Below are 18,730 nucleotides of genomic sequence, written 5' to 3' on the forward strand. Positions count from 1 at the left end.
GGGGGGGGGGGGGGGGGGGGGGGGGGGCCCGCGCCCCCCGCCCCCCCCCCCCCCCCCCCCCCACCCCCGCCCCCCCCCCCCCCCCCCCCCCCCCACCCCGCCATCCCACGGAATGCACGCTGTTGCAGTTGCAGTTGCGGGTGCCGGGTGCAACCCGGCCAAAGCCCCCCCTTCCCCATACCCCGCCGAATGGGTATACAGTCGACCCGTACCGGCATCGTGCCGGAATGAACCCTGGGAGGGGACCATGCGCAAGACCTTCAAGACCCTGCTGCTGGCGCTGCCGCTGTGCCTGGCCGCGCTCTCCGCGCAGGCCGCCGACAGTGCCGCCGGCCGCTGGAAGACCATCGACGACAAGACCGGCAAAGTGAAGTCGATCGTCGAGATCAGCCAGGCCGCCAACGGCACGCTGTCCGGCAAGGTGGTCGAGATCCTGCACTCGGACAAGGGCCCGAACCCGGTCTGCGATGGTTGCGAGGGCGCCAACAAGAACAAGCCGGTGAAGGGCATGACCATCCTCTGGAACCTGAGCCAGGACAAGGGCACCACCAGCAAGTGGTCCGGTGGCACCATCCTCGACCCGGCCAACGGCAAGACCTACCGCTCGAAGATCGAGCTGCAGCCGGGTGGCGGCAAGCTGGACGTGTCCGGCTGCATCGCCTTCATCTGCCGCGCGCAGACCTGGGTCCGCGAGTAAGCGTCACGGCCCCGGCAATGCCCTGGTGACCCGGCTCCGGCCGGGTCACCGCGTTGCGGGCATGCGATAATCCCCGGTTCCCCCTGGCTGCACCCCGTGACCATGACCCGTACCGCGCTCGTCACCACCGCCCTGCCCTACGCCAACGGCCCGCTGCACCTGGGCCACCTGGTCGGCTACATCCAGGCTGACATCTGGGTGCGGGCGCGTCGAATGAGTGGCGGCAAGGCCTGGTTCGTGTGCGCCGACGACACCCACGGCACGCCGATCATGCTGGCTGCGGAAAAGGCCGGGGTCACCCCGGAAACCTTCATCGCCAACATCCAGGCCAGCCACGAGCGCGATTTCGCCGCTTTCGGCGTCGCCTTCGACCATTACGACTCGACCAACTCCGCTGCCAACAAGGCGCTGACCGAAGCGTTCTACCTGAAGCTGGAAGCGGCCGGCCACATCAGCCGCCGTTCGGTGGCGCAGTTCTACGACCCGGCCAAGGGCATGTTCCTGCCCGACCGCTACGTCAAGGGCATCTGCCCGAACTGCGGCAGCGCCGACCAGTACGGCGACAACTGCGAGGTCTGCGGCGCCACCTATGCGCCGACCGACCTGAAGGAGCCGCGCTCGGTGATCTCCGGGGCAACCCCGGAAATGCGCGATTCGGAGCACTTCTTCTTCGAGGTCGGCCACTTCGACGGCTTCCTGCGCGACTGGCTGGCCGGCGATGTCGCCCTGCCGGGCGTGAAGGCCAAGCTGGGTGAATGGCTCAACGCCGAAGGCGGCCTGCGTGCGTGGGACATCTCGCGCGATGCACCGTACTTCGGTTTCGAGATTCCCGGCCAGCCGGGCAAGTACTTCTACGTCTGGCTGGACGCGCCGATCGGCTACCTGTCCAGCTTCCAGACCCTGTGCAGCAGGATCGGCGAGGACTTCGAAGCGCATCTGCGCGCCGGCACCAGCACCGAGCTGCATCATTTCCTCGGCAAGGACATCGTCAATTTCCACGGCCTGTTCTGGCCGGCGGTGCTGCACGGCACCGGCCACCGCGCGCCGACCCGCCTGCACGTCAACGGCTACCTGACCGTCGATGGCGCGAAGATGAGCAAGTCGCGCGGCACCTTCGTGATGGCGCGTACGTTCCTCGATGCCGGCCTGGAGCCGGAGGCACTGCGTTACTACTTCGCCGCCAAGTCCGGTGGTGGCGTCGACGACCTCGACCTGAACCTGGGCGACTTCATCGCGCGCGTCAACGCCGATCTGGTCGGCAAGTTCGTCAACCTCGCCAGCCGCTGCGCCGGCTTCATCAGCAAGCGCTTCGATGGCCAGTTGGCCGCGCAGCTGCCCGACGCGGCGCAGTACCAGCGCTTCGTCGATGGCCTGGCGCCGATCCGTGAGGCGTACGAGCGCAACGACCCGGCCGCGGCGATCCGCCTGACCATGACCCTGGCCGATGAAGCCAACCGCTACATCGACGACGTCAAGCCGTGGGTGATCGCCAAGCAGGAAGGCGCCGATGCGCAGCTGCAGGCGGTCTGCAGCCAGGGCCTGAACCTGTTCCGCGTACTGGTCACCGCCCTGAAGCCGGTGCTGCCGGCCACCGCGGCGCAGGCCGAGGCCTTCCTGGCCGCGCCGGTGAATGACTGGACCGAGCTGGCGCAGCCGCTGCTGGGCCACCGCATCACCGACTACACCCCGCTGTTCACCCGTATCGACCCGAAGAAGATTGACGCCATGATCGACGCCTCCAAGGACACCCTGACCGCCGCTGCCCCCGCCGCCCCCGCTGCCAAGGTTGAAGCAAGCAAGCCTGCCGCACCGGTGGTGGCCAAGGACGAAGCAAAGAGCGCCGACGCGCCGGCCTACATCGGCATCGACGACTTCGCCAAGCTCGACCTGCGCATCGGCAAGGTGCTGGTGTGCGAGTTCGTGGAAGGCTCGGACAAGCTGCTGCGTTTCGAACTGGATGCCGGCGACCTCGGCAAGCGCCAGATCTTCTCCGGCATCCGCGCCAGCTACGGCGAGCCGGAAGCGCTGGTCGGCCGCAGCGTGGTGTTCATCGCCAACCTGGCACCGCGCAAGATGCGCTTCGGCCTGAGCGAAGGCATGATCCTGTCGGCCGGTTTCGATGGCGGCGCGCTGGCGCTGCTGGACGCCGACAGCGGCGCGCAGCCGGGCATGCCGGTTCGTTGATGCAGTACGGGCGCGGCCCTGGCCGCGCCCGGTCATGAGCACCGCGAAGGGAGGTACCGTGATGGGAGATGCTGCGTTGGAACTGGCGCTGTTCGACTTCGACCACACTGTCACCACCTGCGACACCTATGGCCGCTTCCTGCGCCGGGTCGCCACCGCCGAACAGCTGGCACAGGCCTGGTGGAAAGTCGGCCCGTGGCTGCTGGCCTACAAGCTGAAACTGATCTCCGCCGAGCGCATCCGCGCACGGGTGACCCGGTTGACCTTCAGCGAGCGCCACGCCGATGACATCGAGACGCTGGCTGCGGGCTTCTCCCGCGAGTTCCTGCCCGATGTCGTGCGCCCGGAAATGCTGGAGCAGATCCGTTGGCACAAGGAGCAGCAGCACACCGTGGTGGTGGTGTCCGGTTCACTGGACCTGTACCTGCGGCCGTGGTGCGAACAACTGGGCCTGCAGCTGATCTGCAATCGGCTGGAAAGCGAAAGCGGACGCCTGACCGGCCGCTACGCCGGTGGCGATTGTGGTCCGCGCAAGGTCGAGCACATCCGCCGCCAGTTCGACCTGTCGCGTTACACACGCATCCATGCCTACGGTGACAGCGCGGAGGATCGCCCGATGCTGGCCCTGGCGCACGAGCGCTGGTACCGCGGCAAACCCCTGAAGTAACCCAACGCGCAGCCTTCGCCACGCATGAGCCTGATTCCGCCCCTGACCGAACGCCTGGACCGCTTGCTGCCGCAGACCCAATGCGGGCAATGCGGTTACGACGGCTGTCGCCCGTATGCGCAGGCGATGGCACGTGGCGAGGCTGGCGTGGATCGTTGTCCGCCCGGCGGCGATGCCGGTGCGCGGGCGTTGGCGCAGGTGCTGGGTGTGCCGGCGTTGCCGTTCGATCGCAGCCGGGGCGAGCACAAGCCGCCGCAGGTGGCATTGATCGTGGAGGCTGACTGCATCGGTTGCACCAAGTGCATACAGGCGTGCCCGGTGGATGCGATCGTCGGCGGGGCAAAGTACATGCACACGGTGATTGCCGATCTGTGCACGGGGTGCGAGTTGTGTATTCCACCGTGCCCGGTGGATTGCATCGAGCTGGTGTTGGTGTAGGTTTTTTTTTGCGACGCCGCGGCGTCGCGTTGCGCTGAGAGCAACAGCAACAGCAACAGCAACGGCAACGGCAACCGCAACGGCAACGGCAACGGCAACGGCAACGGCTGGGAGCATCGGCTGCCTGGGCTTCAGGATCTGGGCTGGTGGGCGGGGGCAAGCGGGACACGCCGTAAACCCATCCATGGGGGCTCGATGGCGCCATCCATGGCGCCAACGGTCCCGCTTGCCCCCGCCCACCAGCCCCCGACAGATATCCGTGGCGGACGGTCGAGCAACTGCAATGCCATGGCTGGGGTGTTGGTGGGTGCGGACCTTAGGCCGCACTATCTGTCCGATGTCATGAACCCTCGTCGCAATCGACCTTGCCTGCGCACGCTGGCAACTGCCGAATCAGGATGTCTGTCGCAGATTGCTCGATCATTCGCGCCCCCTGCGCCAGCTGCGCTTGAGGCCCTTCAACAGCATGCAAAAATGCTGAAAGCGTCTTGATGGTGCGAGCAATGCAACTCGTCTGATTGGCATTGCGCAGCAGCAGGTTTACAGATGATGAGCCACCGAAAAAAGGTGGCCGGGCTTCGAAAACCCGTTTTGTCGAACGTTGTTTACGCTTGCCAGCCGGCGTCACCTTGCGTGGCGCCGGCTGGCAATCCGTCTGCCGGCTATGGCGGGCGGGGCGTGGGGGCCTTCGGGCCAGCCGGAGCGTTCGACGCCGGTTTTCGAGCCACGTCTCCGTCCGCCACCTTTGAGTGGCGGCTACCGTCTGTCCTGCACGGAGCCTTGCCATGAACGCATCGGATTTGCCCCATCTGCACGCCTACCTCGGCCCGGCAGACGCCGACGAGGACACGGAACCGTCGCCAGCGCTTGATCCCACCACGTTGGTTGCGACCCTGCGGCGCATCGGTACCGGCGCCGCCGCTGACGGTCAGCCGTGGCCGGAGCGGCATCAACTTCCCAGCCGGTGCATGGCGCTGGCCGATGCCGATTGCGCGCTGGCCGGGCTGCGCGTGGTGCAGGAGGTCCTGCTGGCCGCCGAACGCACCCGGCAGAACGGCGCGCCGGAGGAGTACGTCGGCGACCGGGTCATGGAAGGCCTGATGCTGGCCTGCCTGGCCTTGTGCACGCAGGCAAGCACACGACTGCAGCCGCAGCTGTAACGGATGTTGCAGCGTCAGCCCCCCGGCAAACGGGGTCAGATCCCTTTTCCGGAGGAAAAAGGATCTGACCCCTGTCCGGTCATTACGGCACTGCCGCCGTAACGATGATCTCGACCTTCCATTCGGCGTGCGCAAGCTTGGCTTCAACCGTGGCGCGGGCCGGGGTCGCGCCCTCCACCACCCACTCGTCCCACGCCTTGTTCATGCCCTCGAAATCGGCCATGTCGGCCAGGAAGATCTCCGCACGCAGCACGTGCTGGCGGTCACTGGCCACCAGCGCCAGCAGCTTGTCGATCTCGGCCAGCACCTGCCGGGTCTGGCCGGTGATGTCCTGGCTGGTGTCTTCCGGAATCTGGCCGGAAAGGTAGGCGACCTTGTTGTACACGGTCATCTCGGACATGCGCGGTCCGACGTCGTAACGCTCCATCATGGGCGTGGCTCCTGCGGGTGGTCTGGACTGCATTCTCACCCAGCCGGCGTTGGAAGTGTGTGCCCGGTGCGGCCACTGGATACCGCCACCACCAGCACAGCGGCAGCGCTGGTCAAACGGCGTGGACAGGCGCACGATGCGCCACGCCTGCGTTGACACCGCCCTCGCCCTTCCTGACGCACCCTTGCGCCGATGACCGCACCCACCGATTCCACTGCCTCCCCTTCCACACCGACCTGGAAGCGGGTCGTCACCATCGTCGTCCCGCTGCTGATCCTCGCGCTGGCCCTGCATGGGCTGGCCGGCGAATTCGACGAGCATGGCTACCGCGCCATCCGCCAGGCCTTCCGCGAGCTCAGCGCTGCGCAGATCGCGCTGACCGTGCTGCTTGGCCTGGCCAGCTACGCCTGCCTGATCGGCTTCGATGCGATCGGCCTGCGCCGCAGTGGCATCCGCGTGCACCCGGCACGGATCGGCATCACCGCCTTCCTCGCCCACACCCTGGGCCAGACCGTGGGTTTTGCCGCCCTCACCGGCGGCGCAGTGCGCCTGCGCGGCTACCGCAGTGCCGGCCTGGACCTGGCGCAGATCGGCCAGGTGGTGCTGATGAGCACGCTCGGCTTCATCTTCGGCGCGTGGCTGCTGATCGGCGTTGCGCTGTGCATGGAGCCGGCCGCTGCCGCGCTTGCGCTGCCGTTGGACCCCGGCGCGGTGCGCGTGGTCGGCATCGTCGCGCTGCTCGCCTATGCGGCCACCTTCGTCCTGGTCGGCCGCAACGGTCGCCAGTTCCGCATCTTCGGCCATGGCCTGTGGCTGCCCGACCGGCGCACCATGCTCGGGGTCACCGTGTTGAGCGTGGTTGAACTGGTCCTGGCCAGTGCCGCGTTCTATGTGCTGCTGCCCGATTCCACGCCGACCGGCCTGCCCGGTTTCGTCGGCCTGTATCTGGTGGCCGTGCTGGCCGGCCTGGTGTCGACGGTACCGGCCGGCCTTGGCGTGTTCGAGTGGAGCCTGCTGAAGCTGCTGCCGCAGGTGGCGCCGGCTGCAGTACTGGCGGCGGCATTGATCTACCGCGTCAGCTACTACGTGCTGCCGCTGCTGCTGGCGACTGTGCTGGCCCTGGCGCCCGCGCTGCGGCAGCCGCTGCAGGCCAGCGCAGGTGCCACTCGCGCCGGCTGGTACGCGCTGCGTCCGTGGTTGCCGCAGATCATCGCGCTGGCCGCCTTCAGTGTCGGTGCCGCGCTGGTCATCGACGGCACCCTGCCCACACCGCGACGGCACCTGATCAATGCCTCGCTGCCGATCCTGGAAACCTCGCACCTGATCGGCAGCCTGGCCGGCGTCGCCCTGCTGCTGATCGGCCAGGGCCTGGCCCGCCGCAGCCACGCAGCCTGGATGCTGGCGATGGCGATCTGCGTGATCGCGCCGCTGCCGATCTGGCTGCGCGGTGGCCAACCGCTGATCGCCTTGTCGGCGTTGCTGGTGGCGATGGCGCTGTGGGCAGCACGTCGCGAGTTCTATCGCCAGGGCGCGCTGCTGGACGAAGCCTGGTCGTGGCCATGGCTGCGCAACCTCGGCCTGGTGCTGGTGGCGGTGACGTGGCTGCTGTTCTTCACTTACAGCCACGTCGAATACCAGAACGAGCTGTGGTGGCAGTTCGCCGTGTCCGGCAATGCGCCGCGCGCGCTGCGTGCACTGCTGCTGGTGGCGATGGCGCTGGTGATGTTCGGCCTGGCGCGGCTGCTGCACAGCACGCGCAGCCCGCTGCCGCCTGCCGACGACGCAACCCTGCAGGCGCTGGCACCGGTGCTGGCCGGTGCCACCGACACCCAGGCCTGCCTGGTGCTGACTGCCGACAAGGCGGTGCTGCGCGATGAGCAGCACAAGGGCTTTGTGATGATGCAGCGCTACGGCGGCTCGCTGATCGCGATGGGCGATCCGGTCGGGCCACCGGAGGTGGCGCGCGCACTGATCTGGCGCTTCCGCGAAGAAGCCGACCGGCTCGGACTGCGCCCGGTGTTCTACCAGGTGGGTGAGGCGTATTGGCAGACCTATCTCGATCTCGGCCTGGGCCTGGTCAAGCTGGGCGAAGAGGCCATGGTGCCGCTGCACGACTTCGGTCTGGAAGGCCGCGAGCGTGCCGACCTGCGGCAAGCCTGGAACCGCGGCAAGCGCGGCGGGCTGTCCTTCCGCGTAGCACCGGCGGAAGAGATCCCTGCCCTGCTGCCACGCCTGCATGCCATTTCCAACGCCTGGCTGGAGGACAAGTCAGGCGACGAGAAGGGCTTCTCGCTGGGCAGCTACGACCCGGATTATCTCGTGCGTTTCCCGATCGCCCTGGTCGAAGCTGAAGGTCGGATCGTGGCCTTTGCCAACCTGTGGCAGGCACCGGCGGGCGCCGAACTGTCGGTGGATCTGATGCGTCATGTCAGCGATGCACCGAAGGGCACGATGGATTTCCTGTTCATCGAGCTGTTCCTGTGGGGCCGCGCGCAGGGCTACGCACGGTTCTCGCTGGGCATGGCGCCGCTGTCCGGCCTGGCCCAGCACCGTCTGGCCGGTCGCTGGAACCGCCTGGCCGGCCTGCTCGCACGGCATGGTGAGCGCTTCTATGGCTTCAGCGGCCTGCGCAGGTTCAAGTCGAAGTTCGATCCGCAGTGGCGACCGCGCTACCTGGCCGCGCCCGGCGGCATGCATCTGCCCGCCGCCCTGCTGGATGCCACGCGGCTGATCTCGCTGGACCCGCGACGCAACTGACGCCCCGATCCGCCGGGCATGGCCCGGCGCTACCTGATGGATCGTCCGCACGGGTAGCGCCGGGCCATGCCCGGCGGTGGTCCAATGAGGCCGATTACGCGCCGCCCTTGAGGATCACCTCGGCCAGGCGATCGTAGTCACCGCCGAAGTGATGGTCACCCGGCAACTTGACCTTGTGCACGCCGTCGTTGCCCGGCAGATCGGGGCACAGCGCATCCTCGTCCTTGTCGCCGTACACGCACAGGGTCCTGGCCGCCGGCAGCTTCGCCACTTCCGGCGCGATCGGCAGGCCGCCGCCACCGCCGCCCAGCCAGTTGCTGACATGGAATTCAAAGTCGGCGTTCCTGCCCACCGACAGCAGCACGATGCGTTCGAGGCCGGCGCGGGTGCCTGCATCCAGCTGGTTGATGGTGGCCGGCAGCACGTCGGCGCCCTGCGAGAAACCGATCAGCATCACCTTGTCGCGCTGCCAATGCTGGCGGTAGTGGCCGATGATCTTCTGCAGATCGACAGCGAATCCCTGCGGCGTGCGTTCGCTCCAGAAGTAACGCAGTGAATCGAGGCCAACCACCGCCACGCCATGTTCGGCCAGAGCGCCGGCCACGTCCTTGTCCAGGCCAGCCCAGCCGCCATCGCCGGAAACGAACACCGCCAAGGTGTCACCGCTGCCCTGCGCCGGCACTTCCACTATCGGCAGCCCCTTCAGGGCATCCGGCGGCGGTGCCAGCGCGACCCCGGCCTGCGCGCCGATCACCCGCGCGGCCGCCACCAGCCCCGGGGTCGCATCGCCAGCGGCGGTGCGCTTGAATTCACGCGCCATTGCAACCTGCTGCACGAACGGGCCAGCCGCATCGGTCGCGCAGCCAGGCGCACCGGCCGCGTTCAACCACGGGAAATTCAGTTCGCTGGGCTGCAGGCGGTCGTGCTTCACGCCATCACCGCAGACCATGCGCTCGTGCGCGTGTGCCGGGCAGAAACCCGAGGTCAGCAGGCCGGCAAAGACCTGGGTGTCTGCCTGTGCTGCCAGCGCATAGGCCAGTTCGGCGCCTTCGCCGCTGCCGCCGACCAACGGCAGGTGATACCCCGGCAGATGCAGGAACGCCTGTACCCAACGCGAGAAATTCTCGACATCGCCCGCCCCGAACGCGCAGCTGCTGTTGCCTTCGCGCTTGAGCACGCCACGCAGGTGGGCTACGTCCACCGATGCGACCAGTGCGCCATCGGCGCGCAGCGCTTCGATCGGCAGGCGGCTGTCATCGGCAACGGCGCCGTCATGGAACCAGATCACCACCCGTTGCGGGGCACCGGCCGGCACATGCACCGGCACCTGATCGAAACGTCCATGGCTGACCTGCTGCACTGACGCCATCGCTGGCACCGCCGCCAGCGCCAACACCAGTCCCATCGCCCTGCCCAGCCCTGCACGCATCGTTCTGCATCCCGTTGGAATGCGCACACGATACGCCGCCGCTGCGTGCACGGCACGTACCGGTACAGGCGGCCTGCACCCAGGCAGGTGGTTGATTCAGCGGGTGCCGGCAGGACGCCCACGGCGATACAGCGCCAGCGCCAACCACAGCAGCCAGCCGACGATCACCGCGATCACCAGTTTCTGCCCCAGCCCACGCGGTGGGCCACCGCGCCACAGCACGTGTACCCACAGCAGCACGAAGGCCAGCCATGCCCAGCCCCACAACAGCGCTGCAGTGCCTCGCCAGCCTGGCTCGCGGCGCAGGTACCAGGCCTGCAGCAGCATGCCGACGCTGGCGCACAGGAAAGCGGTATTGGCGGCCAGGCCGTGGATCAACGGCGCCAGCAACGGCGTTGCCGCAGGCAGCCAGCTGTCACCGATGGCGACGGTGGCCAGGCCAACGGCGGCCACGCAGAACAACAACGGTGCCGCTGCGCTGCGCCGCGGCCCCACGCTGTGCCGATACAACGCGATGCCGAGCACGGCGATGGCCAGTGCCAGCAGGCAGTAGGCGCTGCGCAGCGCCAGGCCCCACGGCCCATGCAGGTACAGGCTGAGGGTGGCCTTCACCCAATCCAGGTCGGCCCGCGCGAACTGCGTCCACAACGCGGTCGCCACGAACAACAGCAGTGCCACCAGCGCCAGCGTCGCGGCCGGACGCGCCCGCGTCATGGGCCAGCGTCCGGATGCCGTGCCAGCCACTCAGCCAGCGCCTTGCGGTAACGCTGCAGCTCCTCGGTGTACAGGTCGAGCACGCACAACGGGCAGCCACTGCCGCAGCACTCGTTGGGACCGGGTTCTTCCGGCGGCAGCGGACGGGGATCGGCAGGGGTATCGGAGACGGTCACGGCTGCAAACAACACCACGCAATGGCAGGTGGGTAGTGTAGCGGCGCGCTCAGGCGCCCAGTTGGCGGCGCAGGTTGGCTCGCGCGGCGGCATCAAGCTGCTGGTCGAAAAAGTCGCTGAGGAAGATCCGCGGCGCGCGCAGCAGCCCCTGCAGGAAGCGGCGGCGCCCGGCGCGGTACAGGAAGCCCGGCACCACGCCTTTGTACTCTTCGGCCACGCCGCGGTCATACGCGGCAAACACCTCCTCGGGTGCCGCCAGGATCGCCATGTCGCAGTCGAGGAACAGCGCCGCTTCGGCATCCACATCGGCCGGGCCCAGCTCGCCATGGCAGGCGGTGAGCAGGATCAACTGCTCGACCCGGCCGGCATCGACCGATGCCAACTCGGGCCAGTCCGCAATCGCCTGCAGGGCCAGCGCGGCCGACCTGGCCTCGTTGTCCTTGCGGCCGGCCTGGTAGATCGCATCGTGGTACAGCACTGCCAGATAGACTTCGGCCGGCTGCTGCCAGCCCGGACCTGCAGCCACCTCCTGGCAATGCTGAAGGACCGCGCGCACATGGCCGAAGTGGTGGTAGGCGCGCGGTGGCGTCGCATAGGCATCCTGCAGAGCCTGCCAATGCGCGGGAGCGAGGGTCAGCGGGGCGAAGTCCATGCGGGGATGATCCCGCCCTTGGCACCGCCGGGCAAGCTGGCGGTTTTTTCACCATCCACTCACATCCCGTGCCGGCCAAGGGCGCAGGGCAGTTGTCCACAGGTTTGTCGCGTGCTGGTCCACACCGGCTGTGGACGAAGCGCAGCGCTGATCGCCGGTGGATGCGGACCGCCACATGCAGGTCTACACTGGCCGCAGGCGGGAGCGCCCGCCGCTGCCGGAAACCGTCATGCGCCGCCTTGCCGCCCGATGCTTTCTCCTGTCACTGCTCGCACTCGGCGCCCCCGCCCTGTCTGCGCAGGATGCGCCGGCTGCCGCGCCAGCCATCCCGACCATCTCCACCGTAAAGGTCACCGCCGCCAGCGTGCCGACACCCGAACAGGTGTTCGCGATCCCGCCGGCGATGCGCGAGATGCTGCAGAAGCAGGTGATCAGCCGCAGCTATTCGCGTGACCAGCGCCTGCAGGCGCTGGTGGAAATGATCTTCAGCCAGCATGGCCTGGACCTGCAGTACGACGCCGATGCAACCTACACCATCAGCGAGATCTGGCAGCACCAGCGTGCCAACTGCCTCGCCTTCACCCTGCTGTTTGTCACCCTGGCCCGTGAGGCCGGCATCCAGGCGCGGGTACAGGAAGTCGGCCAGGTGGTGTCGTGGTACCAGGACCAGGACCAGGGCGTGGTCTACAACGTCGGGCACGTCAACGCTGGCGTGGATGTCGGCGGCCGCTACGGTACGGTCGACCTGGACCGCAACGTGCTGTACGACCGCCACGGGCCGCAGCCCATCGGCCGCGAACGGGCGCTGGCGCACTACTACAACAACCGGGGCGCGGAGCAGCTGGCCGATGGCGACCTGAGCGGAGCACGTGCCTTCTTCGATGCCGCGCTGGGGCAGGACCCGGAGTTCGCCCCGACGTGGAACAACCTCGGCGTGCTCGACAACCGCCTGGGCGATGACCAGGCGGCCCGCACTGCGCTGGACACGGCACTGCGCCTGGACGGGCGCCAGAGCGCAGCGCTGAACAACGCCAGTGCGCTCTATCGCAAGCTGGGCATGACGGCGCAGGCGCAGGCCATGCAGAAGAAGCTGCAGTCGGTGCAGCGCGAGGACCCGTTCGCGCAGTACATGCAGGGTGCCCAGGCCGAACGCGCTGGCGACCTGGACAAGGCGATCACGTACTACCGGCGGGCGGTACGCCTGTACGACACCGCGCACCAGTTCCACTTCGGCCTGGCGCGGGTGTATTTCCTGACGGGCCGGCTGCAGCGTGCAGACCGCGAGCTGCTGCGGGCGCAGGAACTGGGCGGTTCAACGCAGCAGGCCCGCTACCAGGCCAAGCTGGACAGCCTGGCCCGCTGGCGAGCGCAGCAGGCCAAGCGCTGAGGCGCGATCAGGCCTTCTTGAGGAAGCAGGTCTTCAGCACCAGCCCCTTGATCTTGTCCGAGTTGCCCTCGATGTGCTCGGCATCGTCTTCGACCAGGCGGATGTTGCGGATCACGGTGCCCTGCTTGAGCGGGATCGAAGAACCCTTGACCTTCAGGTCCTTGATCACGGTGACGGTGTCGCCGGTCTGCAGGGTATTGCCGTTGCTGTCACGCACGACCAGGGTCGAACCGGTACCTTCTTCGGCCGTCCATTCGAAGCCGCAGTCGGCACAGATCCACAGCGCGCCATCGGCATAGGTGTTTTCCAGGGTGCACTGCGGGCAGGCGGGAACAGAAGACATTGCAAGTACCTCAAAATGAATCAACAGCGGCCATTGTAACCGCCCTGCCTTTTCGTTCATTTTCCGGCGTCGGTCCGGACCGGACCTCGCCCCGCCCGCCCGAGGCAGGCACCGGAACTTGCAGCGCGCGGCAAACTCCAGCAGAGTGCGCGGCCCCTGATCGTCCCCCGGACCTCCCCATGCGCCTCGGCATCGACTTCGGTACCAGCAACTCCGCCGCCGCCATCGTGCGTGATGGGACGCTGCTGCCGATCCGCTTCGGCGAGGCCGAACAGTTCCGCACCAGCGTGTACTTCCCCGGCGTGGTGCCCGACCCGGACGATTTCCAGCTCGACGCCGGGCAGGAACACGAACTGCAGCAGCTGATCGACAGCGCCGCTCGCGCGGCCCGCGCCGCTGGCCAGGAGCGCACGCCACAGGCCCTGCGCCGCGAGGCACTGCGCGCCCTGCGCCGGGAATGGATGGAGGCTCGCGCCGGAAAGGAACGCAGCGCCAGCGACCTGCTGCAGAACGCCGTCTATGGCGACGACGCGCTGGAAGCGTATTTCGAGGAGCACGAAGGCAACCTCGTGCAGAGCCCGAAGTCCATGCTCGGCTACAACCTGCACCCACGCGCGCGGCAGACCATCACCGGCATTGCCGCGCACATCCTCGAACACATCCGCCTGACCGCCAGCGCCCAGGTCGGCCAGCCGCTGCGCAGCGCCCTGCTCGGCCGCCCGGTGCAGTTCCGCAGCTCGATCGGCGAGGCCGGCAACGACCAGGCCCTGGACATCCTGCGCGAAGCGGCCAGCCAGGCCGGCTTCGACCACATCGATTTCCTTGAAGAGCCTGCCGCCGCAGCGATGCATTACCACGCTGAAAGCCGCGATCGCCATCAGGCGGTGATCGTCGATATCGGCGGCGGCACCACCGATATCGCCCACGCCGAAGTGGGCGGCAGCCAGGCACCGCGCATCCACCGTGCCTGGGGTATTGCCCGCGGCGGCACCGATATCGACCTGGCCCTGAGCCTGTCCGGTTACATGCCGCTGTTCGGCCGCGGCATCACCCGCGTGCCCACCCACCACTACGTGGAAGCGGCCACCGTGCAGGACATGACCCGCCAGCGCGAGTTCCGCCAGCACAACTACGACAACGTCGACGCGCCGTGGGGCGCGCGCCTGCAGGCGCTGCAGGACACCGGCAACACCGCCCGCCTGTACCGCGATGTCGAGCGCGCCAAGATCGCCCTCAGCGGTGCCAGCGAACACCGCAGCACGCTGGACTACATCGCCCGCGACCTGCACGTGGACAACAGCGCCGACGGCCTGGCCGCCGCCGCCCATGGCTACCTGAGCCAGATCCGCGAACTGCTGGCCCAGGTCCGCAATGACATCGGCGGCGACCCTGACGCGGTATTCCTGACCGGCGGCATGTCCCGCGCCGGCTACCTGCGGCAGGCCGCTGCCGAGGCGTTCCCGGGCGCCCGGATGGTGCACGGCGAGCCCTCGCTGGGGGTCGTCCAGGGCCTCGCGCTGGCGGCAGCCAGCCGGGATTAACAAAACGTTACGCGGTCTGAGCTACCCTTGGCCGGCTAGAAAACCGCTGCACCTTCCGCTGGCCTCGCCGGTGTGTGTACCCATGGTGCAGCCTGACCCGCCCAGCGGGTCTGGCGACCATGCCCTCTGGCTCGATCATGGTCCGCGTATTACCCGAGCCGCCATCGAGACCCGCTTTGGGCACCCGCCAGGCCCCTGTGGCCGTACAACCTGACGCTGAACCAGCACCCATCGACTGCCGCCGTTGTGACGCGGTCTGTTGCCGGTTGCCGGTCCTGCTGCAGCCCGGCGACCACGTGCCCGGCCAGTTCCTGTCGCGCGATGCACACGGCCGTGCCGTGATGGCGCGCAACGAGGAAGGCTGGTGCGCGGCGATCGATCCGTATCACCTGCGCTGCACGATCTATTCGCAGCGCCCGGCGATCTGCCGCCAGTTTTCGATGGGCGGCGACGACTGCCGCCGCGAGCGGCAGGACTACCTGCGCCAGGCTGAATCCTGCGCACTTTCCTCCCCTTCCACCTGACAGGAGCAACCATGCCCCGCAAGGCAAAGACCCCCGCGAAGGCCAGCAACAGCATCCGCAGCGAACGCAAGGGCGCATCCGCCAGCACCGTGGTCAACAGCGACTCGATCGCCTCCGACCTGGCCGCGTTCCGCAAGAGCGGTGGCAAGATTGAAGTTCTCGGTACCACCTGGGCGCTGAAGAAAGCCAGCTGACCCTCCCCCGACCGCGGCGGCGCTGCCGCCGCGGCCTGCCGGGCCGCGCTCAGCGGTCCAGGCGCACCTGCACACTGCCCGAGTGCGACTGCACGCGGATATCGCCGTCGCCGCTGCCCAGCCGCGCATCCAAGCTGCTGCCTGGCCCATAGCGCGGCCGCTCCACCTTGCCGGCGTCGCTGTTGATCGACCCGCTGAAGCTGTTCACTGACAGCTGCGCCGACACCGTGCGCGGCAGGCGCAGGCTGACCGAGGCACTGACCGACTCGACGTTGATGCGCCCGCCTGGTGCCAGGGCGGTCGCCGACAGGTCGATGCCTCCGGATACCGTCTCCACCACCAGGCGCTGGATGCGACCAGCATCGACGCCTACCCGGCCAGACACCGTCTGCGCCCCGATCTCCCCGGAAACGCCCCCGCCGGCCTCGATCCGTCCGCTGACCGTGTTCACGTCCAGCCGCGGGGTCTGCAACCGCGCAGTGACATTGCCGCTGACCGTATTGAGCACGCTGTCGCCACTACGACCGGCGGCGGCAAGGTTGCCACTGACAGTGTCGGCCTGCAGCCGCCGCACGTCCACGCCACTGATGTCCTGGTCGGCACTGACCGTGCTCAGCAGCAGCTCCACCGAGCGCGGCACGTTGAGGGTCAAGGTCGCGCCACCGCTGTTGCCGCGTCGCGGATACTCGATTTCCCAGCGCACCCGGTTGGCACTCTTTTCCTGGCGCAGCTGCAGGCCGTCGCTGAGCGTGCCGGTGAGCTGCACGTCATTGCGGTCCCAGCCGCGTACGGTTACCTTGCCAGCGACGTTGCTCAGTTCGATGCGGCCGCCTGCAGCAACATTGTGGCGTTCATCGACGCGTGTATCGGCCAGCGCCATGGCGGGCACCAGCAGCAGGGCCGCGCAGAGAGGGAAAAGGGTTCGCATCGGGGGATCTCCTCAGGTTGTCAGACCGGAGGCGGCCTGGGCCGCCTGCCGGGTCAGTTCGAGCCGCAGCGCATAGGTCCGCTTGAGCTGTCCAAGCAGGTGCGGCGCACGCGGGTCCTGCGCCATCGCGGCGCGGATCTGTTCCGCACTGCGATCCAGTTCATGCAGCGCGGGCTGCCACTCCGGCGCAGTGCCATCAGGCAGCGACGCCACTGCCTGCCGGTACTGTTCGGTCATCGCATCGGCCTGCAGCTGCAGGCCGCTGGGTGCAGGCAGCAACTCGGGCGCGTGCCGCCACGGCGCCACCGCGTAGAGCGCGAGGCTGGCTGCCAACGCCGCGCCAACCGGCAGCCACCAGCGTCGACGGGTGCGCAGTGGCAAGGCCACCACGTTGTCCACCGGCGCCTGCACGGCAACCGGTTCGCGAGGTGGCAACCGCGCCGACAGGCGTTCCCAGCCATCAGCCGGGGCGCTGCGTTGCGCGGGAAGGGCGCGCAGGCGCGCCAGCAGGTCGTGATCGGGGTCGTGCGTACTCATGTCATGTCTCCCAGGCGCGCGCGCAGCAGGCCACGCGCGCGATGCAGCTGTGCTTTGGAACTACCGACTGCCATCTGCAGCTGGCCGGCGATTTCATGGTGTTTCCAGCCTTCGATATCGTGCAGCACCAAGACCGCACGCGCGCGCGGCGGCAGGGTGGCCAACGCGCGCTCCAGGTCGCGTTCGGTGCCGGCGCAGCCGTCATGCACCGCCATCTCCGGCAGCCCACCGTCCACCTCGTCCAGGCTGTCGTGGTCATACCCGGCGGCACGACCGCGCAGTTCCATCAGCGCGGCGTTCACCCCCAACCGATGCAGCCAGGTCGACAGGCTGCTCTCGAAACGAAAGCCGGGCAGTGCCTTCCATGCCTGCAGGAACGCTTCCTGCAGTGCATCCTCGGCACGCGCCTGCTGCCCGCCACACAGCCGCCACAGGGTGGCAAACACCCGCGGCGCATGCTGCCGATACAGCTGTTCATAGGCAGCGGTATCGCCGGCCGCCGCTGCACGTACCAAGGCGGTTTCGTCGACGACGTCGTTGGCGGCAGGCGGCGCGGGCATGGTGGTGTCGAGCATATCCGTTGGATGCGGCCCGCCGGAAAAAGGTTTAGAGCTTCCGGAGCGTTTTTCGGTTGCAACCTTTTCGCGCCTGGCTGCATCCATCACAGGTCCCCCGCAGGCCTGCCCGGCCAGGAGCCTCCCATGTCCAGCCCTTCCTGCGCCGCCCTGCTGGCGATCGCGGCCTGCATGCTGCTGCAGGCGTTCGACGTTTCCCTGCACTGGCGTGCCGAAAGCGGCCGCGCCTGCCTGCAGCAGCACAAGCAGGACCTTGTCTGCCTTGCCTGGGCGCAGGCGGTCGAAACGTCGACACGCGCCGGGTAACATCAAGCCCCGTTTCCGTCACACGTTGTCGCCCCATGATGTTGTCGCTGAAGGACCACCTGCCCGCCTGGACCCACCCCTGGCTGCATGACATCGGGATCGCCCTGCAGATCCTGATCACCCTGCTCGCCGCCTGGCTGCTACGGGTGCTGGCGCGGCGCCTGATCCGCCGCTTCGCCGACCATTACACGCTGCCGCCGGAAATGGTGATGGGCGCGCGCCGGATCACCAGCTTCGTGGTCTATTTCAGCGCGGTGCTGTACATCCTCAGCCTGCTCGGTGCATCGCCATCGGTGCTGTGGACGGCCTTCACCGGTTTTGCTGCGGTGGGCGCGGTGGCGTTCTTCGCGGCCTGGAGCGTGCTGTCCAACATCTTCTGCACGCTGCTGATCTTCACCACGCGACCGTTCCGCCTGCATGACTACATCGAAGTGCTGGAGAACGGCGAAAAGCCCGGGCTGAAGGGCCGGGTGATCGACGTGAACCTGATCTACACCACGCTGCAGGAAACCGGCAACGGCCACGAGGGCACGGTGCTGCAGCTGCCGAACAACCTGTTCTTCCAGCGCACGGTGCGGCGCTGGCGCGACCCGACGCAGGCGCCTGGCGGCATCCAGGGCGACGGCTGAGGGGGTGTTCGGCAGGGCTGCGCCCTGCACCCGCAGAGGCTGTAGTGCCGGCCGCTGGCCGGCAACCTCATCAGCAACAGCAACAGCGGCATTCCTGTGGGATGGCGGGGTGGGGCCGGTGGCAGGGGCCGCTGCAAGTACGTCCATGTAAGCTCGGTCGCCGCATCCATGCGGCTCACGCCCCTGCCACCGGCCCCACCCCGCCTTCGACATATCTCCGCTGCTGTTGGTAGGTGTCGACCTTGGTCGACACGTAGATCCACGCCACGCGTGGATGCTCTTCGATCCAATATCGAAATATTGATTTCCATCGAAATTCATCCACGCGCAACGTGGATCCAACAGACATCAGGAAACTGCCAGAGGTGGGGCGGTGTCGGATTGCGGGGTGTCCGCGGCATGGATGCCGCGGCCAAGCCTTATCTGATTGGAATCTGGCACCGTAGGTGTCGAGAGCCGGCG

At 67.9% G+C, this 18,730-nt stretch carries 22 protein-coding genes; 12 read left to right on the top strand and 10 right to left on the bottom strand.

What is annotated here, in order from left to right; translation table 11 throughout:
- The first annotated feature begins 247 nt into the window (after positions 1–247).
- From ACUXVE_RS19595 to rnfB, 4 genes are all read left to right on the top strand, one after another.
- Positions 248–697, top strand: coding sequence for a DUF2147 domain-containing protein (locus tag ACUXVE_RS19595; RefSeq protein WP_025879086.1), 450 nt, complete (start codon positions 248–250; stop codon positions 695–697).
- Between the two features lie 102 nt (positions 698–799).
- Positions 800–2,881, top strand: a complete 2,082-nt coding sequence (gene metG / locus ACUXVE_RS19600) for a methionine--tRNA ligase (protein ID WP_100437219.1) — start codon at positions 800–802, stop codon at positions 2,879–2,881.
- A 76-nt stretch (positions 2,882–2,957) separates the two neighbouring features.
- A complete protein-coding gene (locus ACUXVE_RS19605) occupies positions 2,958–3,548 on the top strand; it encodes an HAD family hydrolase (RefSeq protein WP_025879084.1) in 591 nt (196 codons plus the stop codon).
- Between the two features lie 24 nt (positions 3,549–3,572).
- Positions 3,573–3,986 carry an Rnf electron transport complex subunit RnfB gene (rnfB, locus tag ACUXVE_RS19610; RefSeq protein WP_032952130.1) on the top strand — a complete coding sequence of 138 codons (414 nt, stop codon included), beginning with the start codon at positions 3,573–3,575 and terminating at the stop codon, positions 3,984–3,986.
- A gap of 340 nt (positions 3,987–4,326) precedes the next feature.
- Here the strand turns inward: rnfB and ACUXVE_RS19615 are convergent, their stop codons facing one another.
- The gene (locus ACUXVE_RS19615) at positions 4,327–4,614 is read right to left on the bottom strand and encodes a hypothetical protein (protein WP_222388610.1); all 288 of its coding nucleotides are present in this window, start codon (positions 4,612–4,614) and stop codon (positions 4,327–4,329) included.
- A gap of 157 nt (positions 4,615–4,771) precedes the next feature.
- Between ACUXVE_RS19615 and ACUXVE_RS19620 the strand changes: the two genes are divergently transcribed.
- Entirely contained in the window at positions 4,772–5,146 is a 375-nt protein-coding gene (locus ACUXVE_RS19620; RefSeq protein ID WP_445514995.1) for a hypothetical protein, read from the top strand.
- An 82-nt stretch (positions 5,147–5,228) separates the two neighbouring features.
- Here the strand turns inward: ACUXVE_RS19620 and ACUXVE_RS19625 are convergent, their stop codons facing one another.
- Positions 5,229–5,576, bottom strand: a complete 348-nt coding sequence (locus ACUXVE_RS19625) for a RidA family protein (protein WP_025879081.1) — start codon at positions 5,574–5,576, stop codon at positions 5,229–5,231.
- 192 nt (positions 5,577–5,768) lie between these two features.
- Between ACUXVE_RS19625 and mprF the strand changes: the two genes are divergently transcribed.
- Positions 5,769–8,333, top strand: a complete 2,565-nt coding sequence (gene mprF, locus ACUXVE_RS19630; protein WP_032977132.1) for a bifunctional lysylphosphatidylglycerol flippase/synthetase MprF — start codon at positions 5,769–5,771, stop codon at positions 8,331–8,333.
- A gap of 94 nt (positions 8,334–8,427) precedes the next feature.
- On the opposite strand, the gene ACUXVE_RS19635 is transcribed toward mprF, so the two are convergent.
- The 4 genes from ACUXVE_RS19635 to ACUXVE_RS19650 form a co-directional block, all read right to left on the bottom strand.
- Positions 8,428–9,762 carry a virulence factor family protein gene (locus ACUXVE_RS19635; protein WP_445514996.1) on the bottom strand — a complete coding sequence of 445 codons (1,335 nt, stop codon included), beginning with the start codon at positions 9,760–9,762 and terminating at the stop codon, positions 8,428–8,430.
- A gap of 96 nt (positions 9,763–9,858) precedes the next feature.
- The gene (locus ACUXVE_RS19640) at positions 9,859–10,476 is read right to left on the bottom strand and encodes a DUF998 domain-containing protein (protein WP_222388608.1); all 618 of its coding nucleotides are present in this window, start codon (positions 10,474–10,476) and stop codon (positions 9,859–9,861) included.
- Positions 10,473–10,652 carry an oxidoreductase-like domain-containing protein gene (locus ACUXVE_RS19645; protein ID WP_032952129.1) on the bottom strand — a complete coding sequence of 60 codons (180 nt, stop codon included), beginning with the start codon at positions 10,650–10,652 and terminating at the stop codon, positions 10,473–10,475. The genes ACUXVE_RS19640 and ACUXVE_RS19645 overlap by 4 nt, the downstream gene beginning before the upstream one ends.
- Positions 10,653–10,701: 49 nt before the next feature.
- Complete coding sequence (locus tag ACUXVE_RS19650; protein ID WP_093821129.1) at positions 10,702–11,304, bottom strand: HD domain-containing protein; 603 nt, start codon at positions 11,302–11,304, stop codon at positions 10,702–10,704.
- A 229-nt stretch (positions 11,305–11,533) separates the two neighbouring features.
- On the opposite strand from ACUXVE_RS19650, the gene ACUXVE_RS19655 reads away from it, so the two are divergent.
- Positions 11,534–12,691: a tetratricopeptide repeat protein gene (locus ACUXVE_RS19655; protein ID WP_445514997.1), complete on the top strand. Its 1,158-nt coding sequence runs from the start codon at positions 11,534–11,536 to the stop codon at positions 12,689–12,691.
- Positions 12,692–12,698: 7 nt separating this feature from the next.
- Here ACUXVE_RS19655 and ACUXVE_RS19660 read toward each other — a convergent pair whose 3' ends face one another.
- Positions 12,699–13,034 (bottom strand): zinc ribbon domain-containing protein YjdM, encoded by a 336-nt coding sequence (locus tag ACUXVE_RS19660; RefSeq protein ID WP_025879075.1) that lies wholly within the window; start codon positions 13,032–13,034, stop codon positions 12,699–12,701.
- Between the two features lie 179 nt (positions 13,035–13,213).
- Between ACUXVE_RS19660 and ACUXVE_RS19665 the strand changes: the two genes are divergently transcribed.
- The 3 genes from ACUXVE_RS19665 (at position 13,214) to ACUXVE_RS19675 (ending at position 15,293) form a co-directional block, all read left to right on the top strand.
- Positions 13,214–14,575 carry an Hsp70 family protein gene (locus ACUXVE_RS19665; RefSeq protein WP_093821125.1) on the top strand — a complete coding sequence of 454 codons (1,362 nt, stop codon included), beginning with the start codon at positions 13,214–13,216 and terminating at the stop codon, positions 14,573–14,575.
- A gap of 230 nt (positions 14,576–14,805) precedes the next feature.
- Positions 14,806–15,099, top strand: coding sequence for a YkgJ family cysteine cluster protein (locus ACUXVE_RS19670; protein ID WP_051501656.1), 294 nt, complete (start codon positions 14,806–14,808; stop codon positions 15,097–15,099).
- Between the two features lie 11 nt (positions 15,100–15,110).
- Positions 15,111–15,293: a hypothetical protein gene (locus tag ACUXVE_RS19675; protein ID WP_025879072.1), complete on the top strand. Its 183-nt coding sequence runs from the start codon at positions 15,111–15,113 to the stop codon at positions 15,291–15,293.
- A gap of 49 nt (positions 15,294–15,342) precedes the next feature.
- On the opposite strand, the gene ACUXVE_RS19680 is transcribed toward ACUXVE_RS19675, so the two are convergent.
- Genes ACUXVE_RS19680 through ACUXVE_RS19690 form a run of 3 tightly spaced genes read right to left on the bottom strand, consistent with a single transcriptional unit; the run spans position 15,343 to position 17,333 of the window.
- The gene (locus ACUXVE_RS19680) at positions 15,343–16,221 is read right to left on the bottom strand and encodes a DUF4097 family beta strand repeat-containing protein (protein ID WP_117310986.1); all 879 of its coding nucleotides are present in this window, start codon (positions 16,219–16,221) and stop codon (positions 15,343–15,345) included.
- A gap of 12 nt (positions 16,222–16,233) precedes the next feature.
- Positions 16,234–16,758 carry a hypothetical protein gene (locus ACUXVE_RS19685; protein ID WP_093821121.1) on the bottom strand — a complete coding sequence of 175 codons (525 nt, stop codon included), beginning with the start codon at positions 16,756–16,758 and terminating at the stop codon, positions 16,234–16,236.
- The gene (locus ACUXVE_RS19690; RefSeq protein ID WP_445514998.1) at positions 16,755–17,333 is read right to left on the bottom strand and encodes an RNA polymerase sigma factor; all 579 of its coding nucleotides are present in this window, start codon (positions 17,331–17,333) and stop codon (positions 16,755–16,757) included. Before ACUXVE_RS19690 ends, ACUXVE_RS19685 begins: the two co-directional genes overlap by 4 nt.
- Before the next feature lie 126 nt (positions 17,334–17,459).
- Here ACUXVE_RS19690 and ACUXVE_RS19695 point away from each other — a divergent pair, with 126 nt between their 5' ends.
- Both ACUXVE_RS19695 and ACUXVE_RS19700 read left to right on the top strand, forming a co-directional pair.
- Positions 17,460–17,639: a hypothetical protein gene (locus ACUXVE_RS19695; protein ID WP_032977115.1), complete on the top strand. Its 180-nt coding sequence runs from the start codon at positions 17,460–17,462 to the stop codon at positions 17,637–17,639.
- Between the two features lie 35 nt (positions 17,640–17,674).
- Entirely contained in the window at positions 17,675–18,268 is a 594-nt protein-coding gene (locus tag ACUXVE_RS19700; RefSeq protein WP_025879067.1) for a mechanosensitive ion channel family protein, read from the top strand.
- Positions 18,269–18,730: the final 462 nt, after the last annotated feature.

Source organism: Stenotrophomonas sp. 3(2025) (genome assembly GCF_052665395.1).